This is a genomic window from Pseudomonas sp. Gutcm_11s (assembly GCF_028649395.1).
GTDB lineage: Bacteria > Pseudomonadota > Gammaproteobacteria > Pseudomonadales > Pseudomonadaceae > Aquipseudomonas.
Genome location: NZ_JAQSUW010000011.1, coordinates 398,233 through 412,367 on the forward strand (window position 1 = coordinate 398,233; position 14,135 = coordinate 412,367).

A 14,135-nucleotide genomic window follows, 5' to 3' on the forward strand; every position below is an offset into this window, starting at 1 on the left:
CGGCTATAGATGTACGCCGTAGCGGGCGTAGATCTTGTCGATGATGCCCTGCTGCTTGAGCTGGATGATTGCCGCGTCCAGCTTGTCCAGCCACTCGGCGTGCTTGGGCTGCACGCGCATGCTGACGTCGTATGAGCTGATCACGTCGCCGATCTCCAGGTGCCGGTAGTCAGGGATCTGCAGCAGGTTGTACTGGGCGACCGCCTTGTTGGCGATGACCTGGTCGAAGCGCGAGCGGGACAGCATGTCCAGCAGCTGCTGCTCGTTGAGGGCGTTACGCCGGTCCAGCTGCCCCGAGGCGATCATCGGCAGCAGCTCGGGGTAGGCGTAGCCGCGCACCATGCCCACCGACTTGCCGCGCAAATCCTCGGGCTGCTTGACCGGGAAGGCCCGGTGCGGGGCGAATACCAGCACGTCGACCACCTTGCCGAAGGGCACGGAGAACAGGCCGGGGTTCGGCTGCGTCTTCACCCAGCCGGGATAGACGCCGGGTTCGATGTCCAGTTGCCGCTCGTTGAACAGCAGGCCGATGCGTGGGTAGGGGTAGTACTGCACGCTGAAGCGATCGCCGGTGATCTTCGCCAGTTCGTCGAGGATGTCCTGGTAGATGCCGCGCCGGCCGTCCTCGATCATCATCGGCGGATAGTCGTAGAAGCCCACCTCGAAGGTCGCCGCACCGGCGCCCTGGGCAAGGATGCAGAAATAGAAGCTACTCGCCGTTCTGCTCAGCCACTTCATGCACCGTCTCCGATTCCTGCTGCGGTCTTTCTGCAGTCTAGTCGTCGGCTGGCCGGGTAAGCCAAGCGCCATCCCCGAGCCTGCCGCTGGGTCTTTCGTGTACAATCGCCTCATCCCGCCCGGCGCTGGTCCGGGAAAGTTCAGATGAGGTGAGTCGTGGATATTATCGATACCATCAAAGAGCAGATCGCCAACAACACCATCCTGCTGTACATGAAAGGCTCGCCGAACGCGCCGCAGTGCGGTTTCTCGTCGCGCGCCGCGCAGGTGGTGATGGCCTGTGGCGAGAAGTTCGCCTATGTGGACATCCTGCAGAATCCGGAAATCCGCGCCAACCTGCCGAAGTACGCCAACTGGCCGACCTTCCCGCAGCTGTGGGTCGGCGGTGAGCTGGTCGGTGGCAGCGACATCATGACCGAGATGTTCGAGAAGGGTGAGCTGCAGACCCTGATCAAGGACGCCGCCGAGAAGGCCAAGGCCGAGTAAGCCGAAGCGCGTTAGAAGAAGCCGATGCCTCTGCATCGGCTTTTTTGTGCCCGCAGGATTTACAGCAGGCGCACCCGCGATGGCGCCGGCGGCAGGCCGCAGCCAGTCTGCCCGGCTGCTTCCAGGTAGGGCGTAAGGATCGGCGCCATGCCCTTGAGTACCTGTACCGGCAGCGCCGAGGTGAAGCGGAAGCCTTCCGCCGCCTGGCCCGGGACGAAGGCGGTGAGGGTGCCGAAGTGGCGCGGCCCCAGGTAGAAGACGAAGGTGGCGGTGCGGTTGATGGCCTTCGAGCTGAGCACATGGCCGCCGCGGGTGGTGCTCTCGATGCGGTTGTCGCCGGTACCGGTCTTGCCGCCGAGCACCAGGGGCGTGCCGTCGGCCAGCTGGAAGCTGCCGTGCAGGCGTCGCGCCGTACCAGCTTCCACTACCTGGGACAGCGCGCCACGCAGCGCCGCCGCCACCTCTGTGGGCAGCACCCGCTCGCCGCGCTGGTTGTCGTGGCGCAGCAGCGTTTCGTAGGGCGTATTGGCCGCGAAGTGCAGCTCATCGATGCGCACGCTGGGTTGGCGGATGCCGTCGTTCTGGATGATGCCCATCAGTTCGGCCAGTGCCGCCGGGCGGTCGCCGGAGCTGCCGATGGCGGTGGCCAGCGACGGCACCAGGTGCTCGAAGGGGTAGCCCAGGCGCTGCCAGCGCTGGTGGATGTCGAGGAAGGCCTCGACCTCCAGCAGGGTGCGGATGCGACTGTCGCGGGCGCTCTTGTGGCGGGTCTTGAACAGCCAGCCGTAGACCTCCTGGCGCTCCTCGGCGCTGGCCGCCACGGCGTCCTTGAAGCTGGCCTGCGGGTTCTCGATCAGGTAGCCCAGCAACCACAGCTCCAGCGGGTGTACGCGGGCGATGTAGCCCTGGTCCGGCAGGCTCCAGGCGCCGGGGCCGTAGTCCAGGTACAGGCTGTGGATCTTCTTATCGGTGAGCTTCTCGGCCTTGACGTTGGCATGGGCGCGGATGAAGGCGGCGAAGGTCGCCTCGTCCACCTCTGGCATCAGGTAGCGGTGCACGGCGGCCAGGCGCACGGCGGTGGGGCGCAGGCCTTCGAGGAAGGTGTCCAGGCGCTCCTGGGCGCTTTGCTCCTGGTACTTGCGCCAGAAGCGCAGGAGGAAGGTGGTGCCCTCGCGGTCGGCGAAGCGCTTGAGGTAGCCCTCGCGCAGCGGGTGTTTGTCGTCCTGCAGCAAGGCCGCGCTGTTGCTGGCGCCGTGGTAGGTGCTGTAGCGCACCAGGTCGCGCAGCAGGCGGATGAAGGGCAGGTTGATCGACTCCTGCAGGGCCACGCGCAGGGTCGGGATGCGCGCGTTGTCCTCGCGCTTGAAGTTGCTGAAGGTGTGCGCGCCGCCGCCGGTGAAGAAGGTCTCGTAGGGACTGGCCGAGTACTTGCGCTCCAGCGCGGCCTCGAGGGTGTCGCGCAGGCCGAGGTCGGGCTTGGCGATCAACTGGTCGAGCACCCAGCGGCTCAGGTGGTCCTGCGGTGCCACCTCGACCTTGCGCAGTTCTTCGGGGCTCTGCCCGGCATAGCGCTGGTGCAGCTCGGCGATCACCTCCAGGTAGGTGGTCAGCACGCGCAGCTTGGCGGTGGAACCCAGTTCCAGCTTGCTGCCCTCGTTGATATCGAACGGCTGGTCGGTGCTGTCGGTCTGCACCCGTACCCGCGCGCCGTCCGGGCTGCGCTCGAAGAGGGTGAAGCTGTAGCGCACCTCGGCGGTCTTCTCCGGCGACAGCAGGCGCTCGCCATACAGGCCGACCTGGCCGGCGAATTCGGGGTCGGCCAGTTGGCGCAGATAGCTGCTGACCTTCTGCTGCAGCTCGTCGTTGAGCGTGCTGGTGGCGGCGAGGTCGAGGCGGTCGAGGTCGTACAGCGGCATGTTGAGCAGCGCGGACAGCCGCGAGCGGGCCACGCTGATGCCCTTGTTGCCCTGCACCGGCTGGATCGCCGGGTACTGTTCCAGATCGCGGAAACTCAGCTTCTGCCCCAGCGCCGCGTCGCGCAGGGCGGGGTCGATCACGCCGCCGCTGGCCAGCACGCGGATGTGGCTGTCGGTCAGTGTTTCCAGCTCCTTGCGGCCCTGGGCCAGGTAATAGGAGGGGCGGCGCTGGGCGATCATCAGCGCCAGCACCTGGCGCAACGCCAGGCCGCGCTCGGCGCGTCTGGCCTGGGGCGTGCGCGCCGGGTCGAGCAGGGCATTGATCCGGGCGAAATCGGCGCCGAACCACACCCGCAGGCCATCGGCCAGGCCGTGCACCTCGCCATGTCCCGGCGCGGCGGAGAGCGGCACGCTGTTCAGGTAGTCACGCACGATGCGCTGGCGGGCGGCGAGGGTCTCTGGCCCGGCGCGGTAGGCGCGCACGCTGGCGGAGATCATCTGCCGCAGTTTCTCCATGGCCGACAGGGTCAGGCCGTCCGGCGAGTGACGGTACTTCTCCAGCTGGGTGGCCAGGGTGCTGCCGCCGGCAGACTGCTCCTGGATGGCGAAATTCTTGCCCACCTGGCTCAGCGCCGCCTTGAGGAAGCGCGGCCAGTCCACCGCCGGGTTGGCCAGCGGTTGGTCGAGGTCGAGCAGGTGACGGTTCTCGATGAACAGCAGGCTGTTGACCACCAGCGGCGGGATGTCGTTGAAGCCGGTATACAGCTGCTGCGGGTAGTGGAACAGGTACAGCGGCTCGCCACGGCAATCGGCGATGGCCAGGCCGGACTGGGTCTTTTCACTGAAGGGTGGGAAGAAGCCGTGTTCGGCGTAGCCGAGCAGGGCGGGCGACTGGCGCACCTGCGCGGCGATCAGGAAGTGCCGCTGCTGCAGGCGCTCCAGCAGCAGTGGCAGGTGAGCGTAGCCCTGGCGCTTATCGAAGGGACCGTCGCTGGGGAAGGCGATGTCGGCGCTGGGGCCGGGCTGCAGGCTGTAGCTCAGCTCGGCGGCGTAGCGGCTGAACTCGCGAGCCTGGAAGCGCGCCGTCTGCAGCTCGCGATACACGCCGAGGGCGAGGGCCAGCAGGACCAGCAGAAGGCCCAGCCAGACCAGCAGCTTCAGCTTGCGTCGGCGTGGCGGGGGATTCTGGGTAAAAAGCGCTTCCGGTTCGCTCGCGGGGAGCGCAGCCTGGGGTGCATCCGATTGCCAAAGTACGCCCATGATCGATGGCCTGGCTGATCAGAAAGCTTTGCTTGTACTCAAGCTTAGTCGGCGCCGGGCAGGCACGAGCGCTTTATGTCGGCGCCGAGCGGTCGGTGCCATTGCCCAGGCTGGTCGCCGGCTTCGCTCAGCGCGCGCCGTGTAGCAGTTGCGGCGGCGGGTCGCGCGGCGCCGGCTGGGTGCGGCGCTGGCCGAAGTGTTTGATGAAATCCAGCCACAGCGCCAGCGCCATCATCAGCGCAAGGCCGGCCATGGCGGTGGCCAGGCGCACCAGCCAATGTTCGTCGAGCAGGTTGTTGGCGGCATCGGCCAGCGGTGCCAGCAGCACGCCCAGGCAGAACACTTCCAGCGAGTACTGGCCCATGCGGCACATCTCCCGCGCCGGCCAGCGCTGCAGCCAGTCGCCACGCGGCAGGATCACCGCGATGCAGTAGGCCAGAGCGAGGAAGTGCAGCAGGCGCGGTGGCGACAGGTCGGTCTTGTCGATCGGGTAGATCAGGTCGCTCATCAACTTCGGCATCCAGTCGTCTGGCAGCTGGAATTTCCACGACAGCGCCAGCGCGGCGCTCGCCGCCAGGTACAGGGCGCTGGCGATGAACAGCGGGCCGGTCGGCGTCGGCCGTGGCGCATCGGCCGGGCGGCGCTGCGAATAGAGCGCGGCGGCACCACCGAGGAAGAACAGGAACTGCCAGGCCAGCGGATTGAAGAACCATTCGCCGCCCTGCGGCCCGGCCAGGTTCATGTCCGGCAGCGGTGCCAGCAGGTACAGCAGGCAGGAGCCGCCGAGCAGTGCCACCGGCCAGCGCAGCAGTAGCGGCAGGCACACCGGCAGCGCGCCCAGCAGCACGATGTACAGCGGCAGCGGGTCCATCAGGTTGGGCTTGAAGCGCAGCAACAGCTCGTCGGTCACGGCCTGCTGCGGGTGGCTGAGGAAGTAGTCGAGGCCCATGGCGCCAACGAAGTCCTTCTGCTCGACGTGGTTGTTGGTGAAGAACACGATGCCCATCAGCACCGCCAGCAGGAAGATGTGCGCCACGTAGAGCACCCACACCCGGCGCAGGATGCGCAGGCAGGCGACCAGGTAGCCGTCGCGCTGCAGCAGCTTGCCGTAGGCCAGCACCGCCGCGTAGCCGGCGAGGAACACGAAGATCTCCGCCGCGTCGCTCAGGCCGATGTTGCGCGGGGTGACCTGCGCCAGGGGGTTGCCGGGGATGTGATCCCAGAAGATGAAAACCAGGGCCAACCCACGGAAGAAGTCGATGCGCAAATCACGGCCGGTCTGCGTCATGGCGGCATGCTCACTTGGGGCGGGTGGAACCGTTCCACCCGCACGGTCGATAAGCCTGTGACCCCCGTGTGGTGCCGCTTGATGCGCTTGAATGACCAGCGGTCATGCGCCGCCGGCAACGCCCGTCATGCGCGGGCTAGGCGGTTTCCTCCAGCAGCTGCGGGTCGAAGCTGTCGGAGCGGGCCATGGCCCACATGCGCCGGTAGAACTCGCCGGAGATCTCGCCATCGAGCAGCTCGCCAGGCTTGAGGAACACGTGCAGCTGCGAGTACAGCTTGATCTCGCTGGCCGACATGCGCCGCACCAGGTGCTTGGCTTCGATCTGCGAGGGATGGGTGAGGCCGGCGGCGGCGATCATCTCGGCCAGGCCGCGCATGGTGTTGCGGTGGAAGTTGTGCACGCGCTGGGCCTTGTCCGTCACCACCAGCGCGCGCTGGCGCAGCTTGTCCTGGGTGGCCACGCCGGTCGGGCACTTGTTGGTATGGCAGGACTGCGACTGGATGCAGCCGATGGCGAACATGAAGCCGCGCGCCGAGTTGGCCCAGTCCGCCCCCAGGGCCATGACGCTGGCGATGTCGAAGGCGCTGACGATCTTGCCGCTGGCGCCGAGGCGGATCTTGTCGCGCAGATTGAGGCCGACCAGGGTGTTGTGGACGAACAGCAGGCCCTCACGCAGCGGCACGCCGATGTGGTCGGTGAACTCCAGCGGCGCGGCGCCGGTGCCGCCTTCCTTGCCGTCGATGACGATGAAGTCGGGCAGGATGCCGGTCTCCAGCATGGCCTTGGCGATGCCCATGAATTCCCACGGATGGCCCAGGCACAGCTTGAAGCCAACCGGCTTGCCGCCGGACAACTCGCGTAGCTGGGCAATGAACTGCAGCAGCCCGCCGGGCGTGGAGAAGGCGCTGTGGCGCGATGGCGAGATGCAGTCCTGGCCCATCGGCACGCCGCGGGTCAGGGAGATTTCCTCGGTCACCTTGTGCTTGGGCAGGATGCCGCCGTGGCCCGGTTTGGCGCCCTGGCTGAGCTTGATCTCGATCATCTTCACCTGCGCGCTGGCGGCCTGCTCGGCGAAGCGCTGCGGGTCGAAGCGGCCCTGTTCGTCGCGGCAGCCGAAGTAGCCGCTGCCCAGCTCCCACACCAGATCGCCGCCGTTCTCGCGGTGGTAGGGGCTGATGCTGCCCTCGCCGGTGTCGTGGTAGAAGCCGCCGAGCCAGGCGCCCTTGTTCAGCGCGCGGATGGCGTTGGCGCTGAGCGAGCCGAAGCTCATCGCCGAGATGTTGAACACCGAGGCCGAGTACGGCTGCGTGCACTGCGGCCCACCGACGTTGACGCGGAAGGTGCTGGGATCGCAGTGATCGGCCGGCAGCATGGAGTGGCCGATGAACTCGAAGCCGCTCTGGTACACATCGCTGAGGGTACCGAAGGCCTTGTCGGCGCCCTCGTTCTTGGCACGCGCGTAGACCAGCCCGCGCTGGGCGCGGGAGAAGGGCAGCGCCTCGCGGTCACCCTCCAGCAGGTACTGGCGGATCTCCGGGCGGATGGCTTCCACCAGGTAGCGGATATTGCCGAGGATCGGGTAGTTGCGCCGCACCGCGTGGCGCGTCTGCAGCAGGTCGTTGATGCCGACCAGGCTGAGCAGCCCACCGAGCACGGTCAGCAGCCACAGCCACTCGTGCGCGCCGAGGAACGGCAGGCTGGCGAGGGTGAGCAGGACACAGAAGGCGAAGAAGGCGTAGCGGTTCAGCAACGACAGGCTCATGGAGTCTCCTCGGGCGGGGCGTCTGCGCTTGCTTCTATGTGCCTCTAAGGGCCGGGGCAGAGCGGCAGACGCTGGCGGTTCGCTTCAGGTTAGCAGCCTGAACCGAGGCAATTGTTGCTCGTTGGGTAAAACAGCTTCCGCCAGGTACGGCTCTTTTGCCGCTGCTACTTCAGCGGGCGGACAGCTGCCGGCTGGCGGCGGCCACCGCCTCGTCGTTGGCGCGCAGCAGCGCCGGCAGGAAGTTGCGCACGAACTCGACCCAGGTGCGGGTCTTGGCATCGAGGAACTGGCGCGACGGGTACAGCGCGTAGATGCCCAGCGAGAACAGGCGATGGTTGGGCAGCACGCGCACCAGGCTGCCGTCGCCCAGGCCGCCGACGGCGGAGTAGAGTGGCAGCGCGCCGATGCCGATGCCGGCCTTGATCGCCTCGGTCATGGCGTCGGCAGTATTGACCTGGAACGGCGTCTGCTTGATCAGCACCTGCTCCTGGCCGTCCGGGCCGTCGAGCAGCCACTTGTCCAGGCCCATGACGTTGTTGATCAGGCGCAGGCAGTGGTGGCCGCCGAGGTCGCTGACCTGGCGTGGCGTACCGCGGCGCGCCAGGTATTCCGGCGAGGCGCACAGCACGCTGTAGGTGCTGCCCAGGTGCTTGGAGATGAAGCCCGAGTCCGGCAGCTCGCTGGCGATGACCATGGACACGTCGTAGCCCTCGTCGAGCAGGTCGGGGCTGCGGTTGGCCAGGGTCAGGTCGAAGCTGACGTCGGGGTAGATCTTGTTGTACTCGGCGATGGCCTTGATCAGGTAGTGCTGGCCGATGCCGGTCATGGCATGCACCTTGAGCACGCCGACCGGGTGGGCGTTAGCCTCGCCGGCCTCGGCTTCGGCCTCGTCGATGTAGTTGAGGATCTGCTCGCAGCGCAGCAGGTAGCGCTGGCCGGCCTCGGTCAGGGCCAGGCGCCGCGTGGTGCGGTGCAGCAGGCGGGTGCGCAGGTGGGTTTCCAGGGTGGCCACGGCGCGCGAGACGTAGGAGGTGGTGAGCGACATGCGCTGGGCAGCGGCGGTGAAGCTGCCGGTTTCCGCCACACAAACGAAGGCGCGCATGTTGAAGAGGGTGTCCATGGAGGATTCCGGCGAGGCAGGGAGGCGAATTCTGTCACCGCAGTCTAGTCGGGATTACTGCTATTTCAGTACACAATCCATCATCTAACTGCGCGCTTATCCGCCGCCTGGTGGCCTTCTAGAATCTGCCGCCGCTTCGGCTTTGCATGTTTCCCAGGATGTAGCGCAGATGCTTCGCATCTCTTGGTCGCGCCTCGTGCGCGCCAGTCTGTTGACCCTGATTTTCCCGCTCGCCGGTTGTATCGACGGCCAGGGCATCTTCCCCCATACCGAGCTACTCCACGCCGACCGCCTCGACCCCGGCGCCGCCGTGCGCCAGGCCGAGCGCGAGGCTGCCTGGCCGCACGCGCATTGGTGGCGGGCCTATGGCGATGCGCAGCTGGATGAATGGATGGAGCAGGCGCTGGCGAACAGCCCGAGCCTGGCCCAGGCGGCGGCCCGTGTGCGCCGGGCCAGCGCCATGGCCGGCGTGGTGGAGTCGGCCGAGGCGCCGCAGGTGGGGCTCGATGCCAGCGTGCAGCGCAAGCGCTGGCCGGCCGACTACTTCTACGGCCCCGGCGTGCTCGGGCGTAGCAGCAGCTGGAACAACAGCAGCCAGCTCGGCTTTCGTTATGACCTCGACCTCTGGGGCCGCGAACGCAGCCGCAGCCATGCGGCCGTCGACCGGGTCCGCCAACAGGTGGCCGAGGCGCGGGTGGCGGCGCTGGAGTTGCAGGGCAACCTGCTGCGCAGCTACATCCAGCTGGCCCTGCTGTATGCCGAGACGGATATCGCCCAGGCCCTGCTGACCCAGCAACAGGCGCGTGTGCAACTGGCCGAGAGCCGCCTGCGCGATGGCATCGGCACGCGCCAGGAGGTCAACCGCCTGCAGGAACCGCTGGCCGAGAGCCACCGGCACCTGGATGCCCTGCACGAGGCCCGCGTCATCACCCAGCATCAGCTCGCCGCGCTGGCCGGGCAGGGGCCGGGCGCGGGCGAGCGGTTGCGCCGGCCGAAGCTGAACCTGCAGCGCAGCATCGGCCTGCCCACGCAGCTGCCGCTGCAGCTGCTCGGCCAGCGTCCAGACCTGCAGGCGCGGCGCTGGCAAGTGACGGCCGCCGCGCGTGGCATCGAGGTGGCCAAGGCCGACTTCTATCCCAATGTCGACCTGCTGGCCGGGCTGGGCAGCAACGCGACCCAGGGCGGCCTGCTGGATTTCCTGCACTACGACAAGCTGGCCTACAACGTCGGCCCCGCGCTCAACCTGCCGCTGTACGACGGAGGTCGCCGGCGCGGCCAGCTGGGCGTGGCCAGCGCCGACTACGACCTGGCAGTGGAGCAGTACAACCAGAGCCTGCTGCAGGCTCTGCAGCAGGTGGCCGACGGCCTGGTGCGCCAGCAGTCGCTGCAGCAGCAGGCGCAGCTGGCCACCGACGCGGTGGCCGTGGCGCAGCGCAGCTGCGACCTGGCGGCGCTGGCGCAACAGCGCGGCCTGACCGGCTACGACGAAGTGCTGCAGGCGCGGCCTGCGCTGCTCGAGCGCCAGCTGACTCAACAGCGGGTGCTGGCCGCCCGGCTCAGCGCCCAGGCCGACCTGCTGCTGGCGCTGGGCGGCGGCCTACAGCCGCCGGAGGCGGACGCGAATGACGCCAGCCTGATGCCGCACGAGCCGCGCCTGCGCCTGCTTTCCCGCCCCTGAGAACTGCCATGTCGAACTCCCTCAAACTCGCCCTGAGTGCCTGGGCGCGCAGCGACGGTCTGATCTGGGCCTTCATCGCCAAGGGCCTGCTCAGCGCCTTCCTGGCGCTGTGGCTGGCCTATCGCCTGGAACTGCCGCAGCCGAGCACGGTGCTGGCCACCGTGTTCATCGTCATGCAGACGCAGAGCGGCCAGGTGCTGGCCAAGAGTTTCTATCGCCTGCTCGGCACGCTGCTCGGGCTGGCGGTGATGGTGCTGCTGATCGCGCTGTTCAACCAGGAGCGCGGCCTGTTCATGCTCAGCCTGGCGTTGTGGATCGGCCTGTGCACGGCCGGCGCCTCGCGCTATCGCGACTTTCGCGGCTATGCCTGCGTGCTGGCCGGCTATACCGCGCTGATGATCGGCCTGCCGGCCACCCAGGCGCCGGAGGGTGCCTTCATGCAGGCGCTATGGCGGGTGCTGGAGATCAGCCTGGGCATCCTCTGTACCGGTCTGGTCCACGGTCTGGTGCTGCCGCAGCGCAGCAGCGACGACCTGCAACTGCGCCTACAGGCACGCCTGCGCGAGTTCGCCGGGTTCGCCAGCTTGGGGCTGCACGGCGGTCTCGGAGAGGCGCATTTCGAGGACTGCAACGTGCGTTTCGCCGCCGCCGCAGTGAGCCTGGAGAACCTGCGCAGCGCCAGCGCCTTCGAGGACCCGCACATGCGCCTGCGGCATGGCCGACTCGGCCGGCTCAACAGCGAATTCCTGGTGCTGTCCACGCGCTTCCACGCCCTGCATCAGCTGCTCCAGCGCCTGGCCGGCGAGAGCGGACGCCGGGTGCGCGAAGCCCTGCAGCCGAGCCTGGCTGAGCTCGCCACGCTGCTCGCCGCTCTGCAGCAACGCCCCTGCAACGAGGCCGATGCCGAGTGGCTGCGCGCTAGCCTGGAGAGCGCCCGGCCGCAGCTGATGGAGAACATTCGCCAGGGGCGCCTGTGGCTGGCCATAGCCCGCCCGCAAGAGGCGCAACAACTGGACTACGATACCGCCGCCGAGCTGCTCTACCGCTTCACCGGCGACCTGCTCGACTACGCCCGCACCCACGCCTCGCTGCTCGATCACCAGCATGTTCGCGAAGACTGGCGCGACAGTTTCCGCCCGCGCGCCAACCTCGCGGCGGCCGCGGTGGCGGGAGGGCGCAGCGCGTTGCTGATGCTCCTGCTCGGAATGTTCTGGATGGCCACCGCCTGGCCCAGCGGCGGCACCTTTGCCCTCACCGCGGGCATGGTCGCGGCGCTGGCGTCGACCTCGTCGAGCCCCGGGCGGCTGTCTGCACAGATCGGCCTGGGCGCGTTCGGCGGCGCCTGCCTGGGCTTCGTTCTGAACTTCTGGGTGCTGCCCTGGCTGGATGGCTTCGCCTTGCTCTGCTGCGCCCTGGCGCCGGTGTTCGCCTTCGGCGCCTGGTTGTGCGCGCGCCCGGCAAACGCCGGTCATGGCCTGGGCCTGCTTATGTGGTTCTGCATGATCTCGCTGCCGGCCAACCTGACCCTCTACGACCCGCAGCGCCTGCTCAACGAATACCTGGCGGCGCTGCTGGCCATGGGCGTGGCCACGGTGGCGGCGCTGATCATCCTGCCGCCCAACCGGCCCTGGTTGTGGCGGCGCCTGGAGCATGACCTGCGCATGTGCGTGGTGCAGGCAGTGAGCGGGCGCCTGGCCGGGCTGGTCGGCGCGTTCGAGAGCGGCACGCGCGACCTGCTCAGCCAGGCCTACGGCGTGGCCAGCGGGCGCGCCGATGTACAGCGCCAGCTGCTGCGCTGGACCTTCGCCGTGCAGGAGGTCGGCCACGCGGTGATCGAGCTGCGCCTGGAACAGATGCGCCTGCCGGCACTGGACTGCTACGCCGAGGCGATGCCCTGGCGGCACGCCATCCGCGCCATGGGCCGGGCGCTGATCCGCCTGTTCGTGCGGCCCGGCGAGGCCAACCGCCAGCGCGCGTTGCTGGCGGTGGAGCAGGCCATCGACACCCTGCGTGGCACCGCCGAGCCCTGCGCGCCGCAGTTCGACAGCTCGCCGCTGCGGCGCATGCTCAGCTACCTGCACTTTATCCGCAGCTCGCTGCTCGACCCGCTGTCGCCGCTGCGCGCGCCCGAGCCCACCGGCCATTATCCGAGGGCCGCCCATGCCGCGTGAGATCACCCTGCACGGCGTGTACCTGCCGAGCCTGACCCTGCTGTTTCTGCTCACCTTACTGCTGGCCTGGGGGCTCGACCGCCTGTTCGCCCGCGCCGGCCTGTATCGCCATGCCTGGCACCCGACGCTGCTGCGCGTGGGCCTGTTCACCTGCCTGTACTGCGCCCTGGCGCTGACCATCTACCGTTGACCCTCCATCGAGCCCAACCATGTCCCTGAAACGTCTCGTCAGTGTCTGCGCGACCCTGCTCATCTGCGCTGCGGCCGCGCTGCTGGTGCGTACCCTGTGGCTGCACTACATGGATTCGCCCTGGACCCGCGACGGCCGGGTGCGCGCCGACATCATCAACATCGCCCCGGACGTGGCGGGGCTGGTGGTGGAAGTCGCGGTGCGCGATAACCAGCGCGTGGCCAGGGGCGACCTGTTGCTGCGCATCGACCCCAGCCATTACCAGCTGGCCGTGCGCCAGGCTGAGGCACGGGTGGCGGCGCGCAAGGCGGCCCTGGCGATGCGCGCGGTGAACGCCCAGCGCCGCGCGGAGATGGACGACCTGGTGGTGTCGCGCGAGAGCCGCGAGGACGCCGGGCACCTGTCGCAAGTCGCCGTGGCCGATTACCAGGCCGCCCTGGCCCAGCTCGATCTGGCCCGCCTCAGGCTGCAGCGCACCGAGGTGCGTGCCACGGCGGACGGCTACATCACCAACCTCAGCGTGTTCGAGGGCGACTACGTGCAGACCGGCGAGGCCAGCATGGCCCTGGTCGACATCGCCTCGTTCTACGTCAACGGCTACTTCGAGGAGACCCGCCTGGCACACGTGCGCATCGGCGCGCCGGTGGAGATGCGCCTGATGAACGGCCAGCGCCTGCGCGGCCGGGTCGACAGCATCGCCCGCGGCATCTACGAGCGTGACAACCCGCAGAGCCGCGAGCTGACCGCCGACGTCAACCCGACCTTCAACTGGGTGCGCCTGGCCCAGCGCGTGCCGGTGCGCATCCGCCTCGACGCGCTGCCCGAGGGGCTGCAGCTGGCCGCCGGCATGACCTGCACCGTGGTGGTTGAAGAGGGTGGTGAGGAGGTCGCAGGATTGTTTCCGGGACGGCAATAGTGCATGCGCACTTCGCGCGTATATCGCCGCAGGGTGCCTGCCTAGAATGGTCCCGCCTCCCACGATGAGGCACAGCAGCCAAGGCTTCCCTCTACCGGGCCCTGGCTGCGACTTCGGCCGCTGCATACCGGCACGGCCGAAGCCCCTTTCCCTGTCTTCAGGAACACTGCCCCATGAGAGCTTTAACCCTGCTGGCCCTGGCCGGCCTGTCTCCGTTCGCCTTCGCGGCGCCAGAAGAGGTCGCCACCGCCGACAACCAACCGGCCGTCGAGGTCTACACCTACGACATGGAGCTGGACGTGGCCCATGTGATTTCCACCACCGACGTGTCGCAGATCTGCGGCGTGACTCCCTCGATCATGACCTATGAGGATCACCAGGGCCGTCGGCATCGCCTGGAATACCTGGTCATCGGCGGCGGCTGCATCGACGGCTGAATCTGCCTGACGCTCACGGATGCCCGGCCAGTGCCGGGCATCGTCGTTCATGGGGGAGTGGTAGCTCGTAGTCGGCCAATTATTGCCGAAGGCGTAATAAAGCTTCCTGCAAACGCGGCTGTTTCGGCGTTCTGACGGCCCGCAGAATTCATTCCGTAGCGCGTCGCTGGTCT

General features: G+C 68.0%; 11 protein-coding genes. 6 read left to right on the forward strand and 5 right to left on the reverse strand.

What is annotated here, in order from left to right; all coding sequences use genetic code 11:
• Positions 1 to 3: 3 nt before the first annotated feature.
• A complete protein-coding gene (locus PTT45_RS08755) occupies positions 4 to 738 on the reverse strand; it encodes a substrate-binding periplasmic protein (protein ID WP_273812722.1) in 735 nt (244 codons plus the stop codon).
• A 156-nt stretch (positions 739 to 894) separates the two neighbouring features.
• Between PTT45_RS08755 and grxD the strand changes: the two genes are divergently transcribed.
• Complete coding sequence (gene grxD, locus PTT45_RS08760) at positions 895 to 1,224, forward strand: Grx4 family monothiol glutaredoxin (protein ID WP_043309270.1); 330 nt, start codon at positions 895 to 897, stop codon at positions 1,222 to 1,224.
• A 59-nt stretch (positions 1,225 to 1,283) separates the two neighbouring features.
• Here grxD and PTT45_RS08765 read toward each other — a convergent pair whose 3' ends face one another.
• The 4 genes from PTT45_RS08765 to PTT45_RS08780 all read right to left on the reverse strand — a co-directional run bounded on the left by PTT45_RS08765 (position 1,284) and on the right by PTT45_RS08780 (position 8,570).
• Positions 1,284 to 4,400 (reverse strand): transglycosylase domain-containing protein, encoded by a 3,117-nt coding sequence (locus PTT45_RS08765; protein ID WP_273812724.1) that lies wholly within the window; start codon positions 4,398 to 4,400, stop codon positions 1,284 to 1,286.
• 127 nt (positions 4,401 to 4,527) lie between these two features.
• The gene (locus PTT45_RS08770) at positions 4,528 to 5,688 is read right to left on the reverse strand and encodes an OpgC family protein (RefSeq protein WP_273812726.1); all 1,161 of its coding nucleotides are present in this window, start codon (positions 5,686 to 5,688) and stop codon (positions 4,528 to 4,530) included.
• A gap of 136 nt (positions 5,689 to 5,824) precedes the next feature.
• Complete coding sequence (locus tag PTT45_RS08775; protein WP_273812727.1) at positions 5,825 to 7,450, reverse strand: FMN-binding glutamate synthase family protein; 1,626 nt, start codon at positions 7,448 to 7,450, stop codon at positions 5,825 to 5,827.
• A gap of 169 nt (positions 7,451 to 7,619) precedes the next feature.
• Complete coding sequence (locus PTT45_RS08780; protein WP_273812728.1) at positions 7,620 to 8,570, reverse strand: LysR family transcriptional regulator; 951 nt, start codon at positions 8,568 to 8,570, stop codon at positions 7,620 to 7,622.
• Between the two features lie 169 nt (positions 8,571 to 8,739).
• Here PTT45_RS08780 and PTT45_RS08785 point away from each other — a divergent pair, with 169 nt between their 5' ends.
• The 5 genes from PTT45_RS08785 (at position 8,740) to PTT45_RS08805 (ending at position 13,962) form a co-directional block, all read left to right on the forward strand.
• Complete coding sequence (locus tag PTT45_RS08785; protein ID WP_273812729.1) at positions 8,740 to 10,248, forward strand: efflux transporter outer membrane subunit; 1,509 nt, start codon at positions 8,740 to 8,742, stop codon at positions 10,246 to 10,248.
• An 8-nt stretch (positions 10,249 to 10,256) separates the two neighbouring features.
• Positions 10,257 to 12,419, forward strand: coding sequence for an FUSC family protein (locus tag PTT45_RS08790; protein WP_273812730.1), 2,163 nt, complete (start codon positions 10,257 to 10,259; stop codon positions 12,417 to 12,419).
• Entirely contained in the window at positions 12,409 to 12,609 is a 201-nt protein-coding gene (locus tag PTT45_RS08795; protein ID WP_273812731.1) for a DUF1656 domain-containing protein, read from the forward strand. Before PTT45_RS08790 ends, PTT45_RS08795 begins: the two co-directional genes overlap by 11 nt.
• Before the next feature lie 19 nt (positions 12,610 to 12,628).
• Positions 12,629 to 13,525, forward strand: a complete 897-nt coding sequence (locus PTT45_RS08800) for an efflux RND transporter periplasmic adaptor subunit (protein WP_273812732.1) — start codon at positions 12,629 to 12,631, stop codon at positions 13,523 to 13,525.
• Positions 13,526 to 13,698: 173 nt separating this feature from the next.
• Entirely contained in the window at positions 13,699 to 13,962 is a 264-nt protein-coding gene (locus tag PTT45_RS08805; RefSeq protein WP_273812734.1) for a DUF2790 domain-containing protein, read from the forward strand.
• The last annotated feature ends 173 nt before the right edge of the window (positions 13,963 to 14,135 follow it).